Here is a 19,840-nt window from a genome sequence, read left to right as displayed (position 1 = left end):
ATGATCAGCGGCTCGGTCGGTCTCGTCTCAGATAGCGGAACAGTGCCTTGGTCGAACTGGGCGCGTGCCGACCGGCCGGGCGCTTCGCCTGCTGCTGGCTGGCGGTGGCGACGACCTCGGATGATCTCGGCAAGGTCGGCGTCAGCGACAGCCCGGCCCCGTCGGTGTCTGCGGCATCGCTGGGCGGGAGATCCGATTTCATATCCAAAATGAGGCTTGCGCCGGATGTGTGCGCGGACTAGAAAAATATTCACTGCATACAGCGCCGGAGTGCCCGATCTTCGCTCCAGGACACCCCGGGTGGCACTGAACGACGCATCGTCGCGCCGGACCACCTCACTGCATCGAACCCATCGCTACGCGGCGAAGATTCCTCGTCCGCTCGATCCGCTGTGCCCGGCCGCGGGCCATTCCCCAACGGCCGCGCCGTGCTCTGACAACTGAAACCGACTCCCCGAAGGAGCGGATATGCGCTCACCCCTCCGAAGACTCGCCGTGGTCGCCGCCGCGGTCGTCGCTCTGGTGGCGCCAGTCCTGCCGCCCACCGCGGTGGCTGCGTCCAGCATCCCGGCTCCCGAGCAGTACTTCGGCTTCCGCATCGGATCCGATGGTCGGCTGGCGATGTGGGACCAGATGGTGCCCTACTTCCAATTGATCGCCGATCGCAGCAACCGGGTGAACTACGAGGAGGTGGGCAGGACAACGCAGAACAATCCGTACCTGATGCTCACCATCAGCTCGAAGAACAACCTCGACAACCTCGACCGGCTGGTCCAGATCAACAGTCGCCTCGCGGACCCGCGCGGCCTGTCGCCGACCGAGGCGGAGAGCCTGGCCCGCGAGGGCAAGCCGTTCTACTACGTGCAGGCTGGCATCCACTCCAACGAGGTCGGCAACTCGCAGGCGATGCTGGAGATCGCGCACCGACTTGCGACCGAGGATTCCCCGTACATCAACAACATCCTCGACAACGCCGTGATCCTGATGGTGCCAGCGCAGAACCCGGACGGGCTGAAGCTGGTCAACGACTACTTCAACGCCACCGCGGGAACCAACTACGCGCGCGTCTACCCGGACCTGTACCAGAAGTACACCGGGCACGACGACAACCGCGACTGGTTCATGTTCACCCAGGTCGAGTCCGATTTGATGGTCTCGATCCAGAACAAGTACCACCCGCAGGCGTTCCAGGACGCGCACCAAGCGGGCACCGGGGCACCGCGCATGTTCACCCCGCCCTACCTCTCGCCGTACGACCCGAACATCGACCCGATCACCGTGCAGCAGACCAACGACATGGGCATGGCGATGCAGCGCGGCATGACCTCGGCGGGCATGAAGGGCGTCGGCTGGGCCCAGTCCTACGACTACTGGACGCCGTCGCGGCAGTACCAGGTCTACCACGGTGCGGCCCGGCTGCTGACCGAGGCGGCGAGCGTTTCCGACCTGGCGTATCCGCAGATCGGTGACGGTCCGCTGGGGCAGCAGGAGTCGGACATCAACTTCATCGAGCCCTACGACAGCAACAAGTGGACGCTGCGCCAGATCGTGGATTACACCTCCCAGACCTTCTACTCGGGCGTGGACGAGCTGGCCAACGACGGCTACAACTGGCTGAAGGACTTCTACAAGGTGGGCTTGCGCAACGTCGAGCGCACCGACGCGTTCGCCTACGTCATCCCGGCTGGCCAGCGCGACCCGCAGGCCGTCCGCGACACCCTGGAGATCATGCTGACCGGTGCCGTGGAGGTCCGGCAGGCGTTGGCGCCGTTCACGGCGGGTGGCAAGGAGTACCCGAAGGGCTCCTACGTCATCTACATGGCGCAGCCGTACTCCGGCTTCGCCAAGACCCTGCTGGAAATCCAGCACTACCCGCAGTTGCTCCAGTACCCCGGCGGGCCGCCGCAGCGCCCATACGACGTGACCGCGCAGACGCTGCCCATGCTGCTCGGTTTCCAGGCCGACCTGATCAAGGACTCGTTCTCGGCGAGCACCAGCCCGGTCACGCGGCCCGACCCTGCGCCGGTCACCATCCCGGCACCGCCCGGCGAGGGCGGCGCGTACGTGCTCGGTCCCGAGTCCTACGGCGTGTACCAGATCGTGTCGAAGCTGCAGAGCGAAGGCATTCCCACCTTCCGGGCGGCGGCCGAGTTCGCCGACGCTGGCCGCACGTATCCGGCTGGCACCTTCATCGTCCCGCCCACCGACGCGGCGACGAAGGTGCTGGCGGAGCAGTCGAAGGCGACCGGGATCCCGGTCTACTCGATCGCTGACGTGCCCCAGATCGAAGGCGTCCAGCTCAAGCCGGGCACCAGGATCGGTCTGCTCAAGCCGCCGAACAACATGCCATCCGGCTGGCTGATGTGGATGTTCGACCAGTACAAGGTCAACTACCAGATCGTCCAGGCCAGCGATTACGGCAACCTCGCGGGCAAGTTCGACGCCATCCTGATGCCCGACGGCGTGAGCAAGAACTCCATCGTCAACGGGCTCAGAGCCGATCGCTACCCACCGGAGTGGAGCTGGGCGTTCGGCGTCGGCGAGGAGGGCTGGAACAAACTGCGCGACTTCGTCAACGGCGGCGGCACGCTGGTGAGCTTCGGCAGCGCCACCGGCACCGCGCAGGAGCTGTTCGGCCTGCCCTTGGAATCCACGTTGCCGGAGAGCACGTCGGTGTTCTACAGCCCCGGCTCGCTGCTGAGCCAGGACATCGACACGAGCGACCCCGCCGCGTGGGGCATGACCGAGCACAACCCGGTCTGGTTCGACGAAGACGACGCCTACCGGATCACCGACCCGAACAAGTTCCCGCACCACGTGGTCGGGAACTACCCCAGCCGCAACGAGCAACTCGAAAGCGGCTGGCTCATCGGCGGTGAGTACCTCAACGGCGCGGTGAACACGGTGTCCTGGCAGATCGGCAAGGGCTCCGTGGTCACCTTCGGCAACCAGGCGGCGTTCCGCACTTGGAACCGCGGTGAGCAGAAGATGATCTTCAACGCGCTCTACAACGGTCCGTCGCTGAAACTGTCCCCCGACCAGTTCGCGGCCATCGCGGGCTGACCATCCTCGCAGGTGGGGCGGCGCCAACGGCGGCGTCGCCCCGTTCACCCCGATTCGGTGACTCCGGGAGGTTCCGTGAACCGCCGTCCAATCCGTCTACTGTGCACGGTCGCGGCCGGACTCGTAGTGCTTGCCAGCTGCGCCTCCGGTCCGTTCGCGGGCGGTCCTGCGGAGACGGCACCACCGGTGTCGATCACCCGGTACGCGGACGCCGCACCGCCCCGACCACCCGAGCAGGTGGCCGTGGACAACCGGGCGATCGCACAAGCGGCCCTGCCCACGGACGCCGACCTCCCCGGTTTCGCCTCGGCATCGCCGACCGAGGCGAGGCTGCTGCTCTGCCCGACAGCGACCGAGACGGTGCCGGATTCGATCGTGCACGCCTCCGGATCGTGGTCGGGAACCGGCGACCAGGCGGGTCGCACGCTCACCGTCACGGTGGTGTTCGACCCGGAGAAGGCGCCAGCCGATCGGTTGCTCGCGACGTTGCTGCCGCAGGACTGCGCCGAGGACGCGGGCGGGTTCCACTACGTCTACGACCGCCAACCCTTCGAGCAGTCCGACGGTTGGAGCGGCGCGCTGAACACGATTCTCGCCACGGACACCAGAACCGGGCAGCACAGCTACCGAACGGCCTATCTGGTGTCCAAAGGGGACGCTCTGGTGAACGTCGTGGCGTCCCGAGCCGACCGAGAAACCTTCGACCCCTCGGTGGACGAGACGGCCGCACACGCACTGGAACTGGTACTAGGCAGGTTCGCTGGCTGAAGCACCGCGAGCGCGGTGGGATTCGCGCCTGCGGCAGCCCGAGCCGTTCCGGTTCAGCGGCCTACTGGCTGGTTCCGCACCAGGTAGCGCACCAGCATGGCGCCGTCCTCGGCGAGAACAGATGCGAGCGAGAGGTCAACGGGTTCCAGTGACACCCCTGTGGCGATCCGCTCATGCGTGCCGCTGACCAGCAGCGGGGAGATCGTCAGACGCAGCTCGTCAACCACACCTGCGGCCAGCAGTCCACCGAAGAGGTGCGGACCTCCCTCGCAGTCGATCCGCCGCAGGTCCCGATCGGCCAATGCCTCGATCGCGGCGGCGAGGTCAACGGAGTCCTCGCCGACGACGAGCAGTTCTGCCCCCGCTTCCTCCCACGCCTTCTGCTTCTTCACCGGTGCGGCAGCGCAGGTGATCACGATGGTCGGGGTGGCGGCCGCGGCGATCACCGGAGCGTCGGAGGGCAGTGACCGCCCGGTCGTGACGACCGCGGTCGGCGGCACGTCGCGGAGCCCGTGTCGCCGACGCCGTTCGAGCGTGGCTTCATCCGGGTGCACGCCGCGAAACTCCTCGACCATCGCAGTCGTCGCACCGACCAGCAGGACGTCCGCGAGATCGCTTCCGAGTTTGAGCACCTTCTGGTCGGCCGGGTTGGAGAGTTCGCGTGCGCGGCCTCCTACCTCAACCGCTCCATCAGCACTGGAGACGTAGTTGACGGCGAGCCATCGACGCGTCTCGGGATACGCGTAGAGGTGTTCGAGCTGCTGTTCGTCGAGGTCCGCGTTCTCTGGCCAGATCTGCTTCATCACGAGATCCATTCCTGCGCCCGTGCCGGGACCCGCGTGCCGTTGATGCACGCGACCATCTCCAGCGTGCGTCGAGTCGGAAGAACCTGATGTGCCCGGAACATCGCCGCTCCAGCGCGGGCCGCGATCGCCGTGGCGGCCAACGTACCCGTGAGGAGCTCGTCCCGATCGGCCACATCCAGGTCGAGGCTTTCGCGGACGAAGGTCTTGTTCGACAGCGCCATCAGCACCGGCCACCCCGTGGACACGATTTCTTGGACGCGCGCGACCAGGGCCAGGTGGTCGGAAGTGTTCTTCCCGTATCCGGTGCCATCGACGAGGATGCCGCCGCGCGGCACTCCTTTGGATTCGGCCAGCTCGGCGAGTCGCACCGTCTCGTCCAGCACGGTGGTGACGACGTCCTCGTAATCCGAGCGAACCGGCTCCGCCCGAGGTGCGCGGTTGGCGTGGGTGCACACGTAACCGGCATCGTAGGCTGCCGCCACGTCGAGGATCTGCGGATCCGCGGCACCCCACGCGTCGTTGATGATGTCGGCGCCAGCCCGGCAGACCGCATCGGCCACCTCGTGCCGCCAGGTATCGACGCTGATCAGCACGTCTGGATACGACGCCCGAATCCACTCGACGGTCGGCAGCACCCGCCGGATCTCCTGCTCGGTATCCACCTCCGCGCCGGGACTCGCGGTCACCCCACCGATGTCGATCACATCGGCACCTTCCGCAACGGCACGATCGACAGCTGCCTTGGCCGCGTCTTCCGCGAACGTGGCACCCCGGTCGTAGAACGAATCGGGCGTCCGGTTGACGATCGCCATCACCAACGCCCGGTCTCGAACCACTCGCCGACCTCGGAACACGAGGTCGAATGCGTTAGCGCCAAGATCCTGCACTGGGCCGATCCTTCCTGCGGTGCTGCCCGAGCTGCGATCACGCCCGGTGGCAGGTGTGCGCTCAGGGGCCGGGTACGGACCAGTCTGCCAGAGCTGACCGCATCGGTACCCGAAGCGATGTGAACGAGGCCAACGATCGTCCACATAGGTCGGAGCCCGGCGGCCGGTCGTTGGAGAAGGTCGATGGGCGAAAAAAGACGCCGACCTGCGGAGAGATGTTTCCGCTGGTCAGCGCCTTGATCAGGCTCGTCGCCTCAGCCCTGCTTGGTTTCCCAGAAGATCTTGTCGATCTCGGCGATGTACTCCAGCAGCTGCTGGCCGGACTTCGGGTCCATGGAACCCTTCGTGCCGGTCGCGCCCGCGGCCTTGGTGGCCTTGTTGACCAGCTCGTGCAGCTGCGGGTACTTCTCGAAGTGCGGCGGCTTGAAGTAGTCGGTCCACAGCACCCACAGGTGGTGCTTGACCAACTCGGAGCGCTGCTCGGCGATCAGAATCGCCCGCGTGCGGAACTCCGGGTCCTCATTGGCCTGGTACTTCTCCTGGATCGCCTTGACGGACTCAGCCTCGATCCGTGCCTGCGCTGGGTCGTACACACCGCATGGAAGGTCGCAGTGCGCGGTCGCCTCTAGGCGGGGGCTGAGGATTCGCGACAAGAGTCGCATGATTCCTCCCTGACAGTGAGTGCTCCGACAGAGCCGACCCTACTCTGGAAGATCCTCGACGTCCTACCGGAGGTGGCTGTGAAATCCCTCGGGCGCTGGCCCTGGCGGCGGTTGCTGGTGCGCGGGCCGTCGATGGTTCCCACCCTGCGGGATCGCGATGTCGTGCTGCTGCGGCTGCGCGGCCGTGCCCGGTCGCGCGACGTCGTGCTGGTCCGCTGGGCCCAGCGTCCGGGGCAACTGTCGGTGAAGCGCGCGCTGCGCCGGGAAGGCAGCGGCTGGCACGTCGAGGGGGACAACAACTTCGGTTCGACCGACTCGCGGGAACTCGGCCCGGCCGAGGTCCTCGGCGTCATCCGCTGGCGGCTCTGGCCGAATCCGGGCCGGGTGCGGTGAATGGCTGCTCAGCTGGCGGTGCGCAGCGTTTCGTAGCGGGCCAAGCAAGTTTCGTAGTCCGGAAGTAGACCTTGTTCCGCGGCTTTGGCGAGACCTGGGGCATTCCGGTCCTTTTCGGACAGGATAGGTTCGCCGTCCAGTTCCGACCAGGGCAGTGCCAGGTCGGGGTCGAGCGGGTCGATGCCGTGTTCGGCGGTCGGGTTGTAGGGCGTCGAGCAGAGGTAGGCCATCACGGTGTCGTCGGTGAGTGCCGCGAACGCGTGTCCGAGACCTTCGGCCAAGTAGACGGCCCGGTATTCGGTGGAGTCCAGCCGGATCGCCGCCCAGCGGCCGAACGTCGGCGAGCCGACCCGGACGTCGACGACCACGTCCAGCAGTGCGCCTTTCGGGCAGTACACGTACTTCGCTTGACCGGGCGGCACGGCTGCGAAGTGCACGCCCCGGATGACGTTGCGCGCCGAGACGCTGTGGTTGGTCTGCGCGACCCGCAACGGATGTCCGGTCGCTTCGACGAACGCCGTTTCCTGGAACGGCGCGACGAACAGACCGCGGTGGTCGGGGAAGGACTTCGGGGTGAATTCGAACGCGCCGGTGATTTCGAGTCGACTTACCTGCACGGTCGAAAGCCTAGGAGGCGCGTTGGAATACGGTCCGCTGGGGCGTAGTTGACGTCCGTCAGATGTACCGCGAATCGTCGAATCGAAATCGGACGCGCGTACTGCCGACATGCCGGTCTAAAAAGGACGCGCGTACTGCCAAGTCGAGTTGACGTTTTGTTGAAACTGCTGGTGAGGTTATGTGATCCCGGTCGCTGACAGTGATCTGGTGGCCTGGCACACTGTCCGAACCGCAGCGTCCGCCGAGCCGCTGTCCGACCAGGGCGGCCGAGCTCGGTCATTTCGAGACGTCGGCCTGACCGGTACGCCCGGAAAGGCCGCGTCGTACGGGCGGCGATGTGCCGCCCATTCGCCAGACCGGGGATGTGCCCCGGTTGTCGGCATGGCTACAGGAGGGACGCCGTGACCACCGTGAACGACAGCACCGCTAGCGGAGTCGGTGCGGATTTGACCAACGAGGAGATCTTCGCGGCGCACGAAGGCGGCAAGCTCGCCGTCGGGGTGACTGCGCCGCTGGATTCCGCGCGGGACCTGTCGATCGCTTATACCCCCGGTGTGGCGCAGGTCAGCCGCGCCATCGCCAGCGACCGGGCGCTGGCTGACCGCTACACCTGGACGCAGCGGTTGGTGGCCGTGGTCAGCGATGGCAGCGCCGTGCTCGGGCTGGGCGACATCGGGCCGCGGGCGGCGTTGCCGGTGATGGAGGGCAAGTCGGCGCTGTTCAAGACCTTCGCCGGGCTCGACTCGATCCCGCTGGTGCTGGACACCAACGACGTCGACGAGATCGTGGAGACCCTGGTCCGGCTGCGCCCGTCGTTCGGCGCGGTCAACCTGGAGGACATCTCCGCGCCGCGGTGCTTCGAACTGGAGCGCCGGGTGATCGAGGCGTTGGACTGCCCGGTGATGCACGACGACCAGCACGGCACCGCCGTGGTCGTGCTGGCCGCCCTGCGCAACGCCGCCAAGGTCGTCGACCGGGAGCTGAGCTCGTTGCGCGTGGTGATCTCCGGTGCTGGTGCGGCCGGTGTGGCGTGCGCGGAGATCTTGCACGTCGCCGGGGTCGGCGAGGTCGTCGTGCTCGACTCGCGCGGCGTGATCCACGCCGGGCGGACCGACCTGACGCCGATCAAGCAGGAGTTGCTCGGCTACACCAACCCGCGCGGCATCACCGGCGGGGCCGCCGAGGCGCTGCAAGGCGCCGATGTGGTGGTCGGGGTGTCGGTCGGGCAGCTCCCGGAGGAGCTGGTGGCGACGATGGCCGACAACGCCATCGTGTTCGCGCTGGCCAACCCCGACCCGGAGATCCACCCGGACGTCGCGCGGCGGCACGCGGCCGTGGTCGCCACCGGGCGCAGCGACTTCCCGAACCAGATCAACAACGTGCTGGCGTTCCCCGGCATCTTCAAGGGTGCGCTGGACGCCGGAGCGAGCAAGATCACCGACAGCATGAAGGTCGCGGCCGCCGAGGCGATCGCGGCGGTCGCCGCCGACGAGCTCAGCGCGGACCACATCATGCCCAGCCCGTTGGACCCGCGGGTGGCGCCGGAGGTCAGCGCGGCGGTCGCCAAGGCAGCCCGAGCCGACGGAGTCGCCAAGGCATAAGGAAGTGCTGAACTCGTTTTTGTGGCGGAAAGCGGCTCGCGCCGCTTGCCTGACGACCACCCCCGTCACGCCCAAGCCGCGAGTTCTAAGTCGCGCAGGCTGTCGCCGCGAGGCCCGACGGCGGTAGGTTCGGAGGCCGCAGACAGCGGGGCCGGGGGAGCCAGCAGTGGCTGCCCCGGCGCCGCGAAAGCGGCGGCAACCGAATTTCGTCGGTCGGCGTCATCATGTTGGGCGATGACTGTCACCTCTCCAGGGAACCGGTCCGGGGCCCCGGCACCATGGCGTTAAGCCCGGTGCGCCGACAGGTAAGGTCTGCCACACGGTCCGCTGTGTTTCATGTCACTCGTTAGTGGCACGTCAAGCGGCCGCAGTCGGCGGCCGAGCGGCTGCTATGCAGGAGGGGTGCTGTTGACCAAGCGGAGCGAGAGAAACCGGACGACCTCCGGTGGTCTCGGCCTGGCCAACGCCCACGCCGAGGAGTTCGCGCTGGTCGAACTGCCAGCCGCACCAGCTCTGCTGAGCACCGAGGACGGGGTCGTGGTTCGGGCCACCGAGCAGGCCGCGAAGTTGGCCGGAGAAGCCAGCCCCGCTGTCCTGATCGGCTGTCGGCTCACGGACCTGGTGATCCGCGACGGGTCGGTGTCCTTGCTGCGGGCGCGGGGCGGCCGCATCCCGGTCCGTCCGCTGACCTGGCCGCACGCGGACGACAGCCGGTTGCGCGTCACCGTGCTGGTCGACGTGTCGGATCTGGCCGAGGCGGAACCGGAGACGACCGACAACGGTGACGCCAACGAGCGGCGTTGGTTGCTCGAAGCGCAGCGGATCGCCAAGGTCGGCAGCTGGGTGTTCTACCCGGAAACCGGCGAGTTCTACCGCAGTCCGGTGCTCGCGGAATTCCTCGGCGGTTCCGGCGCGGCACAGGCGACCGACGCGAGTGCGATGGTCGCGGCGACCTACCCCGAGGACCGGGACCGCGCCGAGCAGTTCTACACCGATGTGCTCTCCGCGCCCGAGGGTGAACTGCTGGAGGTCGAACTCCGCGACCTGCCAGGCAAGCGGGTTTACCTGTGCACGGGGCGAGCGGAGTACAACCGCTCTGGGCGGGTCGAGCGGGTGCAGGGCACCGTCCAGGACGTCACCGAGCCCCGGGCGCTGGAACGCCAGCTCCGCGACGAACGGCGCAAGCTGCAGGACGCGCAGCGCATCGCCAGGCTCGGCACCTGGGAATGGGATCCGCGGTCCGAGGTCATGCGGTTGTCGAGCATGTTGCACGAGATCATCGGCAAGCCGACCGCCACGCCCATCACCTTCGACAGCTACCTGGAACGGGTGCACCCGGACGATCAGGGCTGGGTACGGCAGGCGTGGCGGCCACTCCTCGAACAACACGACCCGGTCGAGGTCGAGCACCGCTACGTGCGGTTGGATGGCGCGATGCGGATCCTGCGCATGCACGGCACCGCGATCCGGGATGCCGACGGCCAGGACGTGCTGGTCGGCACCGCCCAGGACGTCACCGAGCAGCGGGCCGTGGTGACCCGCATGGAGCGCTCCAGCCAGCGGTTCACCGACCTGGTCAGCATCACCCCGGTCGGGATCGGGCTGTTCGACCGCGCCGAGCGGCTGGTCGACGCCAACGATGCGCTGTGCGACCTGCTCGGTTACCGGCTTGAGCAGTTGCGCGGCATGACAGTGCGGAACATCACCCACCCCGACGAGCAGGAAACCAGCCTGCCCGCGCCGGGCGAGCGATCGGGGATCCGGCGACGTGTGCCGCAGCGGGTGCTGGTGCGCTCCGACGGTGAGCCGGTGTACTGCGAACTGCACACGTCGTCGTCGGTGCAGGACGACGGCACCCAGTTCTGGCTGGTGGTGTTCCAGGACATCACCGAGCGGCGGCGCGCGGCCGAGGCCCTGCGCTACCAGGCCACCCACGACGACCTCACCGGATTGCCGAACCGGGCGGCGGTCAAGGACCTGCTAAGCCACCTGCTGGGGCGTGCCGACTCGCACCGCGTCGCCGTGCTGTTCTGCGACATCGACAACTTCAAGCGGGTGAACGACTCGCTGGGCCACGACGCCGGGGACGAACTGCTGGTCGCGCTGGCGCGACGACTGGAGGGCGGTTTGCCGGACGGGTGCACGGCCGCTCGGCTCTCCGGCGACGAGTTCGTGATCATCTGCCAGGACATCGAGGCGGTCGGCGGCGTCGACTCGCTGGCGACCAGGGTTTCCGGGCTGCTGCGCACCGCCGTGCCGGTGCACGGCCAGCTGATCCGGGTTTCGGCGTCGATCGGCGCCGCAGTGCCCAACGGCACCGGTGCCGGTGGTGAGGACCTGTTGCGGTTCGCCGACGCGGCGATGTTCGAGGCGAAAGGTCGCGGCGCTGGCAAGGTTTCGCTGGCCAGCCCAGCGCTGATGGCCTCGGCGGATCGACAGCTGCACCTGGAAGGGCAGTTGCGGGACGCGCTGAACAACGACGGCCTGGCCCTGCACTACCAGCCGGTGGTGAACTCCGATGGTGTGGTGGTCACCGCCGAAGCGCTGGTGCGCTGGCCGCACCCGGACCGCGGGATGCTCGCGCCGGATGCGTTCCTGCCCGTGGCGGAGCAGGGCGACCTGCTGCGCGAGCTGGACCGCTGGGTGCTGCGGACCGCGCTGCGCGAGGCTGCCACCTGGCCAGCCCGCAACGGCCGTCCGGTCGGCGTAGCGGTGAACCTCGCGGGTCTGGTGCCCGGCGGGCCGGAGTTCGTCGATGCGGTCGCCGACATCGTCGCCGAGACCGGCATCGCCTGGGACCGGGTGATCCTGGAGTTGGTGGAGACCGCGCTGGTGGATCTGCCGTCGCGGACCCGGCACGAGATGGGCGAGTTGGTCGCGCGGGGCGTGCGGTTCGCCGTTGACGACTTCGGCACCGGCTACTCGTCGCTGGCCCGGCTCAAGGACCTGCCCGCGCAGATCATCAAGGTGGACCGCCGATTCGTGGCCGGAGTCGGCGGCGACGCCTCGGATTTCGCGGTGGCGCGGGCCGTGGTGGACATGGCGCGTGCGATGGGACGGCAGTGCGTGGCCGAAGGCGTGGAGACCGCGACGCAGTTCCACGTGCTTTCCGGGGTCGGCGTGGATGCCTACCAGGGGTGGCTGTTCTCCGGCGCGATCCCGGCCCGCGAGTTCCGCGAGCTCGTCTCCTGCGGCCCGCTGCCCATCCCCGGAGCCTGAGCTTCCCGGACGGCCAGCTCCGGTGCCTGTTCTCGAACCGTTTTCCGCGTGCCGGTGTTGTGCCGATTTCGCCCGCCGCTCAGCGGCGCATCGACGCTCCCGTCATGCGCGGGCCGAAGCGCGGAGCACTTCGGCGATGCGATGGCGGGGCAGGTCGATCAGGCGCAGGTCGAGATCGGTGGGATTTGGTGCCAGCGCGGTGACGCGGTCTTTCGCTTCGCGTTTGGTCAGTTCCGCGTCCGAATGCGCGATCAGCGCCTCGCGCCAGATGTTGCCGACCTTGCCGTGCGCCCGGTGCAGCAGATAACTCGCCACCGAGGGCTCTTCGACCAGCTCCGCCACCAGGATCGCGTGCTTCGAATCCGGGCTGCTGCGGTGGAACCGCACCCGGTACTTCGCCGCGACCAGTTCGGACAGCGCGCGCTGCTGGCGCTCGCCGGTGATGTCCGGGTGGTTGTTGTCGACCAGGAATCCGGCCCGTTCGGTGTTGCAGGCCAACAGCATCCGCAACAGCCACGGCCCAGGATCGGGCCGCAGGTCGAACACCGGTGCGCCCTGCTTCGTCCGGATCGGCCGGGACCAGCCGGGATCCCGCAGCGACGACACCGGGCCGCCGACCCGATCACCCACCGCGCGCAGGAATTCCGCCGGTGCGGCTGCCTCCAGCGCCTCCACCGACTGCGGGCCGTGGGTGTAGATCCCAGGAGCCTGGCGCAGCGCCAACTTGCGGGTGTGCGCGGTCGGCTGGCACACGTACAGATCGCTGGCGCTGCCGATGGCCTGCGCACCGAAGTACCGGTGGAACCGCGGCAGGATCGCCTCGAACACCACGCCCAGCCGAAGCAGTTCCTGCTGCACCTTGTGCCCCAGCGCCGGGGTCCGCGGGCTGTAGCCGTAGGCGATCAGCAGCCTGCTGTGCTGGCTGGCCAGGCATTCGGCGGCGCGGGTGGCGAACAGTCCGACGCCTTCCGGGGTGTAGGGCGGGTCGGTGAACACCAGGTCCGCCCAGCCCTCCAGCACCGGCGGCACGCCGAACCGCAGGTCGGCGTGCAGGGTGCGGACGGCGAAACCGCGTTCGGCGGAAACTTCGTCGATGTGCCGCAGGATTCGTTCGTCGACGTCCACGACGGTGACCGACGCCGACGGCACGACGAGGCTCAACGCCAACGACGTCAGGTCGTGATCGCCGAGGCAGAGCACGTGCGCACCGTGCAGGTCGTAGTTGTCGCGCAGCCATTCGGCGCGGCGCAGGACGGTTTCCGGCGTGGCCGTCACGTGGTCGAGCGCTTCCACCGGCGCCGGTCCGCCGGTGATGAAACCGCGCATCAGCTCCAGTTGGTCGGGCCCGGCGGGTGGCGCGGCGTGCAGTTCGTGCAGCGCGAAGCGTTCCCGGTAGCGGTCGCGGGCATCCGGCAGGAGGCGATATGTCTCGCGGGTGGCTTCGACATCGGGACCGGCTGCGGCGAGCAGATCCTCGACCGTGCGCCGCGAGACGGCGGTCCGGCGGATCAGTTCGTCGAGCGTCGGCGCGCCTTCGGCGAGTTGTGCGAGGACTTCGCGCAGTCGGCGGGCGAGTACTCCGGCGTCGGCGACGAGCGCGTGCACCGCGTCGATCGGCTCGGGAGTTGCGGGATGCTGGGCTGTGTTCATCGGGTTCCTCAGCTTACGGCGTGACCCGAGCTCCCACTTGGTGGGATCGCACAGCTCGGACGCGGCCGGAAGATCACGCGTCGGTCTCGGTCAATCGCATGCTTCGGCCGATCGAGCTAGGGTCGGCCGGGCTTGGAGGACCGCGACTATCCGTGAGGGGGCTCGGTTGATCGAGTTCCAGGCCGTGCGCAAGCAGTACGACAACGGCACTGTCGCCGTCCACGAACTCAGCCTGTCGGTGCAGACGGGCACGATCACCGTGTTGGTGGGGCCGTCCGGGTGCGGCAAGACCACCCTGATGCGGATGGTGAACCGGATGATCGAGCCGTCGTCGGGAACAGTGCTGATCGATGGCACTGACGTGCGCGAGCGCGATCCCGCGCAGCTGCGCCGCGGCATCGGTTACGTCATCCAGCAGGCCGGACTGTTCCCGCACCGCAACGTCCTCGACAACGTTGCGACGGTGCCGCTGCTGCACGGCCGCAGTCGGCGGGAGGCGCGGCAGCGCGCCGGTGAGCTGCTGGAGCTGGTCGGGCTGTCGCAGGAGTTGGCCAAGCGCTACCCCGCGCAGCTCTCCGGCGGTCAGCAGCAACGCGTCGGGGTGGCGCGAGCGCTGGCCGCCGATCCGCCGGTGCTGTTGATGGACGAGCCGTTCAGCGCGGTCGACCCGGTGGTGCGGGAGGGCCTGCAGGACGAGTTGCTGCGCCTGCAGGGCGAGCTGGACAAGACGGTCCTGTTCGTCACCCACGACATCGACGAGGCGATCAAGCTCGGCGAGAAGGTCGCGGTGCTGCGGGAGGGCGGGTACCTCGCCCAGTACGCCGAGCCCGACGACCTGCTGGCCGAACCGGCCTGCGACTTCGTGGCCTCCTTCGTCGGCCGGGACCGCGGCTATCGGCGGCTGTCCTTCGTGGCCTCCGACGGGGTGCGCCCGCAACCGCTGGACGTGGTCGAAGTGGGCACGCAGGTGGCTGCGGAGCAGCAGTGGCAACTGGCGGTGGATGGCGACGGACGGCCGCGCGGCTGGCTCCCGCCCGGCACCGCGGTGGCTGGCGAGCTCACCGAGGACCAGCTGGTGTCGGGCGGCTCGCTCTACACCGAGTACGGCCCGCTGCGTGGCGCTCTCGATGCGGCGTTATCCGCACCGTCCGGCCTCGGTGTCGTCATCGACGGCGACGGGCGGTTCGTCGGTGTGATCACCGCCGAGCACGTGCTCGACGTGATCGAGCAGCACCGCCGCCGTGGCGGTGAAGTGCCGTGATCGATTTCTTCGAGAGCCCCAGCAACCGGGAGATGGTGTTCAGCCAGCTCGGTGAGCACCTCTACCTGGCCTTACTGCCGCTGCTGCTCGGGCTCCTGGCGGCGCTGCCGCTGGGACGGCTCGCCCAACAGGTGCGCTGGTTGCGCGGCCCGCTGCAAGGCGGGGCGAACATCCTCTACACGATTCCGTCGCTGGCGTTGTTCGTGATCATCCCCGGGATTCTGGGCACGCCGCTGCTGTCGCCGATCAACGTGATCATCGCCCTGACGCTCTACACGGCTGCGCTGCTGGTTCGCCCGGTGCGGGACGCCCTGGACTCGGTGCCCGCGCACATCGTCGCGGCTGCCACCGCGATGGGCTACCGCTCCGGTCGGCGGTTCCTGGCCGTGGAGCTGCCGCTGGCGGTGCCGGTGTTGGCCGCCGCGGTCCGGGTGGCGTCGGTGAGCAACATCAGCCTGGTCAGCGTGGGTGCGCTGGTCGGCATCGGCGGGTTGGGGCGGCTGTTCACCGACGGCTTCCAGCGCGACTACCCGGCGCAGATCGTGGTCGGCATCGTGCTGACCCTGCTGCTGGCCCTGGTGGCCGACCTGGTGCTGGTGGCGCTGTGGCGGATGTCCACGCCGTGGTCGCGGGCGGTGAGCCGCGCATGATCGGCGAGCTGATCGCGTGGTTGACCGACCCGGCGCACTGGACCGGGCCGGGCGGGATCCTGGTGCAGACGCTGCTGCACCTCTACTACTGCGTGTTCGCGGTCGCCGTCGCGTCGGTAGTGGCCGTGCCGCTCGGTGTCTACATCGGACACACCGGGCGCGGCGCGGTTTTCGTGGTGGGGATCAGCAATGCGATGCGGGCGTTGCCGACGTTGGGCGTGGTGACGCTGCTGGTGCTGGGGTTCGGACTCGGCGAAGGCCCGGCGCTGGCCGGGCTGGTGGTGCTGGCCATCCCGGCGATCCTCTCCGGTGCCTACGCGGGGGTCCGCAACGCCCCGGCCGATGCGGTCGACGCGGCCAAGGGCATGGGGATGACGCCCGTGCAGCGGCTGTGGCAGGTGGAGTTGCCGACCGCGCTGCCGCTGGTGTTCGGCGGGGTGCGCAGCGCGATGCTCCAGGTGGTCGCCACCGCCGCGGTCGCGGCCTACGTCGGGCTCGGCGGCCTGGGGCGGATCCTGCTGGACGGACTGAAGATCAGCGACTACGCGCAGATGGCTTCGGCCGCGATCGTCATCGCGGTGCTCGCGGTGGTGCTGGACCTGGTGCTGGCGGCCGTGACCCGGCTGTTGGTGCCGCGCGGTCTGGTGCTGGCCGCCCGACGAGGAGGTAAGGATTGATGAAGCGGTTGCTGGTGTGCGCTGCTGCGGCGGCGCTGCTGCTGACCGGCTGCGGTTCGCAGGACCCGCTGGAAGCGAACCAGAGCCAGGGCGGCTCGCTGGTGATCGGCTCGGCCGACTTCGCCGAGAGCGAGCTGATGATGCACATCTACGCCGAGGCGCTGAAGACGACCGGGGCGGACGTGCAGACTCGGCCGCGCATCGGTGCCCGGGAGTTCTACGTCAACGCGGTGCGCAACGGCGAACTCGCGGTGGTGCCCGACTACACCGGGAACCTGCTGGAGTACCTGGACCCGCAGGCGACGGCGACCGAGAGCCAACAGGTCTACGACCAGCTCAAACGCGCCGTCGGAGCCGACATGGACCTGCTTGAGCAGTCCCCGGCGGAGGACTCCGACGTGCTGACCGTCACCTCGGCCACCGCAGGCACCGGGGTGCGTTCGATGAGCGACCTCGGGCCGCGCTGCGGCGAGTTCGTGCTCGGTGCGCCCGCGGAGTGGAAGTCCCGCTGGGAAGCCAAGATCGCGCAGGACTACGGCTGCCGGTTCAAGGAGATCCGCAGCGTGGAGGCGGGCAACATCACCATCAGCGCGTTGACCAGCAACCAGATCCAGGTGGCGAACCTGTTCACCACCTCGTCGCAGATCGCCGCGAACAACCTGGTGAAGCTCGACGACCCGAAGAACATGTTCCCGGCGCAGAACGTGGTCCCGCTGATCCACAAGGGGAAGCTGAACCCGCAGCAGGTCGAGGTGCTCAACAGGGTGTCCCGCGCCCTCGACACGGACAAGCTCACCGAGCTCAACCGCCGCCTGGAGGTCGACAAGGCCAACCCGGCCGACGTCGCCAAGGACTTCGTCACCAGCGTCGGCCTGTGATCCTCGTGAGTGGGAATGGCCGCACGAGCGACCATTCCCACTCACGACCGGTCAGACGGTGCGGCCGCTGATTCTGGTGGTCAGTTCGGTGGCCGCTTGGCCGACCTGGTCGGCCAGCTCCGGCCAGGTCTGGTTGCACGGCTCGTCTCGCGGGGTGTCGCAGAAGTGGCGGAAGGTCACGCTGATGGCCGCGATGGGGCGCGCGCCGTGGTCGAACACCGCGCACGCCACCGACGCGAAACCCGCGGTCACGAAGCCGTCCTCGACCGCCCAGCCGCGGCGTCGCTCAGTTGCGAGCAGTCGGCGCAGTTCGGGCAGGTTTCGCGGGCCCCGATCGGTGCGCTGCACGAACCGCTCGCTGGACGGCAACAACGCCCGCACGTGCGCGGCGGGCAGCCGCGCGAGCATCGCTCGCCCGGAGGCGGTCAGCTGGGCGGGCAGCCGGACGCCCACGTCGGTGACCAGGGTTTGCGGCTGGGACGGGCGTTCCTTGATCAGGTAGAGCGACTCGCCGCCGTGCAGGACGCCCAGGTGCGCCGTGCAGCCCACTTGGTCCACGAGCCGTCGCAGCAGCGGTCCGGCGAGGCGTTCCAGCGGGTCGTGCCGCAGGTAGGCCGAGCCGAGTTCGAAGGCCGCCATGCCCAGCCCGTAGCGCCGCTCCTCCGGCAGGTGGATGACGAAACCCGCCGCGACCAGTTCGGCCAGCAGGTGGTAGGTGGTCGACCGGGGCAGGTCGAGGTCGCGGGCGATGACCCCGGCCGACACCGGTCCGGCGCGGCCCGCCAGCACGCGCAAGATCGCCAGCCCCCGCCGCAGCGCGGGCACATCACTGCTGCGGCCCACGACCCCTCCCCGAACCTGTTGCCGGACGGAACCTCGGACGCCGTGGATCCAGTGCTGGCTTCCTCGCGCCGATGTTCGTTCCAGTGTCTGTCTTTGTTCTTGTTCTTGAAGCGGTGAAGCCGCGGGGATCCCGGACCGAGAAGGCTTCTGAGGTTCCGCTACCCGTACCGCCCCGCAAAACGAGCTCGACTTCTTAAGGAGTCTGGTATTCCAGACAATCTCACTCTATCCGGGCTTCTGCCAACCGCGCAGTGGCGTTGCTATGGAGTTATGCAGGACAACGTGCTGAACATCGGCCCGGAGCCGCTCGACCGCGACCAGGTGGTCGAGGTGGCTCGCAGCGGCACCAGGGTGAAACTGAGCCAGCTCGCCGAGCAGGGCATCGCCGCCACCCGGAAACACATCGATGCCCTGGCAGCCGAGCAACGCCCCGTGTACGGGGTCTCGACCGGTTTCGGCGCGTTGGCGGTGCGGCACATCCCGGGCGATCGGCGCGCGGCATTGCAGCAGTCCTTCGTGCGTTCACATGCGGCGGGCGCCGGTACCGCCGTCGAGCCGGAGGTGGTGCGCGCGCAGATGTTGCTGCGGCTGCACACGATCGCGACCGGGCGCACGGGGGTCCGACCGGAGACTGCTCGCGCATTGGTCGCGATGCTGAACGCGGGAATCGTGCCCGTGGTGCACGAGTTCGGGTCGCTGGGCTGCTCCGGTGACCTCGCGCCGCTGGCTGCCGTCGCGCTCGCCCTCACCGGCGAAGGTGAGGTCTTCGACGCCGCGGGGCATCGTCGTCCGGCCGCTGATGCGCTGGCCGAAGCGGGGATCGAACCGGTGGTGCTCGTGGAGAAGGAAGGTCTGGCCCTGACCAACGGCACCGACGGCATGCTCGGCATGCTGGTGCTCGCATTGCATGACTTCGCCGCGCTGCTGGACGTGGCCGACGTGACGGCGGCGATGAGCGTGGAGGCGTTGCTGGGCACGGACCGGGCGTTCGCCGCGGACCTCCAGCGGCTGCGCCCGCATCCGGGGCAGGCGGTTTCGGCAGCCCGGATGTTGGCGATGCTGGCGGACTCGCCGATCGTCGCCAGCCACCGCGGACCGGACTGCACTCGCGTGCAGGACGCGTACTCGCTGCGCTGCGCGCCGCAGGTGCACGGCGCCGCGCGGGACACCGTCAGCCACGCCGAACTCGTCGCGGACCGGGAACTCGCCTCGGCCATCGACAATCCGGTCGTGCTCGATGACGGCCGGGTGGAATCCAACGGCAACTTCCACGGTGCTCCGTTGGCCTATGCGTTGGACTTCCTCGCCATCCCGCTGGCGGACGTCGCCAGCATGGCTGATCGGCGCACTGATCGGATGCTCGACGTCGCGCGTTCGCACGGGTTGCCCGCGTTCCTCGCCGATGATCCGGGCGTCGACTCCGGGCACATGATCGCGCACTACACGCAGGCCGGGGTGGTCTCCGAACTGAAGCGGCTAGCGGTACCAGCATCGGTGGACTCGATCCCGACGAGCGCGATGCAGGAGGACCACGTGTCGATGGGCTGGTCCGCCGCGCGCAAGCTCCGCCGCGGCATCGACGGCCTGGTCACCGTGCTCGCCGTCGAACTGCTCACCGCTGCGCGGGCCCTCGACCTGCGCGCACCGCTGGAACCGGGCCCGGCAAGCGGTGCGGTCCGCGACCTGCTGCGCACCCGTGTTCCCGGCCCCGGCCCCGACCGCCACGTCGCACCGGAGATCGCCGCGGCAGAAGAGCTGATCCGCTCCGGTACCGTGCGGGACGCCGCAGCCGACTTCACGAAACCCACAGTCGACTGGAGGGTGTCATGAGCAGCCCTGTGTCAACCCCGGTTCTCGTCAACCG

At 68.6% G+C, this 19,840-nt stretch carries 17 protein-coding genes; 10 read left to right on the top strand and 7 right to left on the bottom strand.

The window, feature by feature from the left end:
* Window positions 1–4 precede the first annotated feature (4 nt).
* Window positions 5–202: a hypothetical protein gene (locus MOQ72_RS04905; RefSeq protein WP_242180842.1), complete on the bottom strand. Its 198-nt coding sequence runs from the start codon at window positions 200–202 to the stop codon at window positions 5–7.
* A 266-nt stretch (window positions 203–468) separates the two neighbouring features.
* Between MOQ72_RS04905 and MOQ72_RS04900 the strand changes: the two genes are divergently transcribed.
* Complete coding sequence (locus MOQ72_RS04900) at window positions 469–3,063, top strand: M14 family zinc carboxypeptidase (RefSeq protein ID WP_242180841.1); 2,595 nt, start codon at window positions 469–471, stop codon at window positions 3,061–3,063.
* A 75-nt stretch (window positions 3,064–3,138) separates the two neighbouring features.
* Window positions 3,139–3,831 (top strand): hypothetical protein, encoded by a 693-nt coding sequence (locus MOQ72_RS04895; RefSeq protein ID WP_242180839.1) that lies wholly within the window; start codon window positions 3,139–3,141, stop codon window positions 3,829–3,831.
* 53 nt (window positions 3,832–3,884) lie between these two features.
* Here the strand turns inward: MOQ72_RS04895 and MOQ72_RS04890 are convergent, their stop codons facing one another.
* The 3 genes from MOQ72_RS04890 to sodN all read right to left on the bottom strand — a co-directional run bounded on the left by MOQ72_RS04890 (window position 3,885) and on the right by sodN (window position 6,186).
* Entirely contained in the window at window positions 3,885–4,634 is a 750-nt protein-coding gene (locus MOQ72_RS04890) for a dihydrofolate reductase family protein (protein ID WP_242180838.1), read from the bottom strand.
* Window positions 4,634–5,449: a dihydropteroate synthase gene (folP, locus tag MOQ72_RS04885; protein ID WP_242180885.1), complete on the bottom strand. Its 816-nt coding sequence runs from the start codon at window positions 5,447–5,449 to the stop codon at window positions 4,634–4,636. Before folP ends, MOQ72_RS04890 begins: the two co-directional genes overlap by 1 nt.
* A 329-nt stretch (window positions 5,450–5,778) precedes the next feature.
* On the bottom strand, window positions 5,779–6,186 hold the full coding sequence (gene sodN, locus MOQ72_RS04880) for a superoxide dismutase, Ni (protein ID WP_242180835.1): 408 nt from the start codon (window positions 6,184–6,186) through the stop codon (window positions 5,779–5,781).
* Window positions 6,187–6,258: 72 nt separating this feature from the next.
* Here sodN and MOQ72_RS04875 point away from each other — a divergent pair, with 72 nt between their 5' ends.
* The gene (locus MOQ72_RS04875; RefSeq protein WP_372495280.1) at window positions 6,259–6,579 is read left to right on the top strand and encodes a S24/S26 family peptidase; all 321 of its coding nucleotides are present in this window, start codon (window positions 6,259–6,261) and stop codon (window positions 6,577–6,579) included.
* An 8-nt stretch (window positions 6,580–6,587) separates the two neighbouring features.
* Here MOQ72_RS04875 and MOQ72_RS04870 read toward each other — a convergent pair whose 3' ends face one another.
* Window positions 6,588–7,196 (bottom strand): dTDP-4-dehydrorhamnose 3,5-epimerase family protein, encoded by a 609-nt coding sequence (locus tag MOQ72_RS04870; protein WP_242180834.1) that lies wholly within the window; start codon window positions 7,194–7,196, stop codon window positions 6,588–6,590.
* Between the two features lie 402 nt (window positions 7,197–7,598).
* Between MOQ72_RS04870 and MOQ72_RS04865 the strand changes: the two genes are divergently transcribed.
* Together MOQ72_RS04865 and MOQ72_RS04860 are read left to right on the top strand one after the other, a co-directional pair.
* Window positions 7,599–8,798, top strand: coding sequence for an NAD(P)-dependent malic enzyme (locus MOQ72_RS04865; protein WP_242180831.1), 1,200 nt, complete (start codon window positions 7,599–7,601; stop codon window positions 8,796–8,798).
* Window positions 8,799–9,200: 402 nt separating this feature from the next.
* A complete protein-coding gene (locus MOQ72_RS04860; RefSeq protein ID WP_242180829.1) occupies window positions 9,201–12,017 on the top strand; it encodes a sensor domain-containing protein in 2,817 nt (938 codons plus the stop codon).
* Window positions 12,018–12,119: 102 nt separating this feature from the next.
* On the opposite strand, the gene MOQ72_RS04855 is transcribed toward MOQ72_RS04860, so the two are convergent.
* Window positions 12,120–13,667, bottom strand: coding sequence for a bis-aminopropyl spermidine synthase family protein (locus tag MOQ72_RS04855; RefSeq protein ID WP_242180827.1), 1,548 nt, complete (start codon window positions 13,665–13,667; stop codon window positions 12,120–12,122).
* A 166-nt stretch (window positions 13,668–13,833) separates the two neighbouring features.
* On the opposite strand from MOQ72_RS04855, the gene MOQ72_RS04850 reads away from it, so the two are divergent.
* From MOQ72_RS04850 to MOQ72_RS04835, 4 genes are read left to right on the top strand one after another with little or no spacing between them, the layout of a single operon-like run.
* Window positions 13,834–14,928 (top strand): ABC transporter ATP-binding protein, encoded by a 1,095-nt coding sequence (locus MOQ72_RS04850; RefSeq protein WP_242180824.1) that lies wholly within the window; start codon window positions 13,834–13,836, stop codon window positions 14,926–14,928.
* A gap of 32 nt (window positions 14,929–14,960) precedes the next feature.
* Window positions 14,961–15,578, top strand: a complete 618-nt coding sequence (locus MOQ72_RS04845) for an ABC transporter permease (RefSeq protein WP_242180883.1) — start codon at window positions 14,961–14,963, stop codon at window positions 15,576–15,578.
* On the top strand, window positions 15,575–16,255 hold the full coding sequence (locus MOQ72_RS04840) for an ABC transporter permease (protein ID WP_242180882.1): 681 nt from the start codon (window positions 15,575–15,577) through the stop codon (window positions 16,253–16,255). The genes MOQ72_RS04845 and MOQ72_RS04840 overlap by 4 nt, the downstream gene beginning before the upstream one ends.
* Window positions 16,255–17,133 (top strand): ABC transporter substrate-binding protein, encoded by an 879-nt coding sequence (locus MOQ72_RS04835; protein ID WP_242180821.1) that lies wholly within the window; start codon window positions 16,255–16,257, stop codon window positions 17,131–17,133. The genes MOQ72_RS04840 and MOQ72_RS04835 overlap by 1 nt, the downstream gene beginning before the upstream one ends.
* 51 nt (window positions 17,134–17,184) lie before the next feature.
* On the opposite strand, the gene MOQ72_RS04830 is transcribed toward MOQ72_RS04835, so the two are convergent.
* Entirely contained in the window at window positions 17,185–17,976 is a 792-nt protein-coding gene (locus MOQ72_RS04830; RefSeq protein WP_242180816.1) for an IclR family transcriptional regulator, read from the bottom strand.
* 270 nt (window positions 17,977–18,246) lie between these two features.
* On the opposite strand from MOQ72_RS04830, the gene hutH reads away from it, so the two are divergent.
* Complete coding sequence (gene hutH / locus MOQ72_RS04825; protein ID WP_242180813.1) at window positions 18,247–19,806, top strand: histidine ammonia-lyase; 1,560 nt, start codon at window positions 18,247–18,249, stop codon at window positions 19,804–19,806.
* The last annotated feature ends 34 nt before the right edge of the window (window positions 19,807–19,840 follow it).

The sequence above is a fragment of the Saccharopolyspora soli genome (assembly GCF_022678645.1).
In the GTDB taxonomy this organism is placed as follows: domain Bacteria; phylum Actinomycetota; class Actinomycetes; order Mycobacteriales; family Pseudonocardiaceae; genus Saccharopolyspora; species Saccharopolyspora soli.
The sequence above is the reverse complement of the archived record's forward strand: the minus strand, read 5'-3'. Positions and strand labels throughout refer to the sequence as shown.

Bases quoted from the DNA above. Each gene is read 5' to 3' on its own strand.
- MOQ72_RS04905 (WP_242180842.1), bottom strand. From the start codon at position 202: ATGAAATCGGATCTCCCGCCCAGCGATGCCGCAGACACCGACGGGGCC.
- MOQ72_RS04900 (WP_242180841.1), top strand. From the start codon at position 469: ATGCGCTCACCCCTCCGAAGACTCGCCGTGGTCGCCGCCGCGGTCGTC.
- MOQ72_RS04890 (WP_242180838.1), bottom strand. From the start codon at position 4,634: ATGAAGCAGATCTGGCCAGAGAACGCGGACCTCGACGAACAGCAGCTC.
- folP (WP_242180885.1), bottom strand. From the start codon at position 5,449: ATGGCGATCGTCAACCGGACGCCCGATTCGTTCTACGACCGGGGTGCC.
- sodN (WP_242180835.1), bottom strand. From the start codon at position 6,186: ATGCGACTCTTGTCGCGAATCCTCAGCCCCCGCCTAGAGGCGACCGCG.
- MOQ72_RS04855 (WP_242180827.1), bottom strand. From the start codon at position 13,667: ATGAACACAGCCCAGCATCCCGCAACTCCCGAGCCGATCGACGCGGTG.
- MOQ72_RS04845 (WP_242180883.1), top strand. From the start codon at position 14,961: ATGGTGTTCAGCCAGCTCGGTGAGCACCTCTACCTGGCCTTACTGCCG.
- MOQ72_RS04840 (WP_242180882.1), top strand. From the start codon at position 15,575: ATGATCGGCGAGCTGATCGCGTGGTTGACCGACCCGGCGCACTGGACC.
- MOQ72_RS04835 (WP_242180821.1), top strand. From the start codon at position 16,255: ATGAAGCGGTTGCTGGTGTGCGCTGCTGCGGCGGCGCTGCTGCTGACC.
- hutH (WP_242180813.1), top strand. From the start codon at position 18,247: ATGCAGGACAACGTGCTGAACATCGGCCCGGAGCCGCTCGACCGCGAC.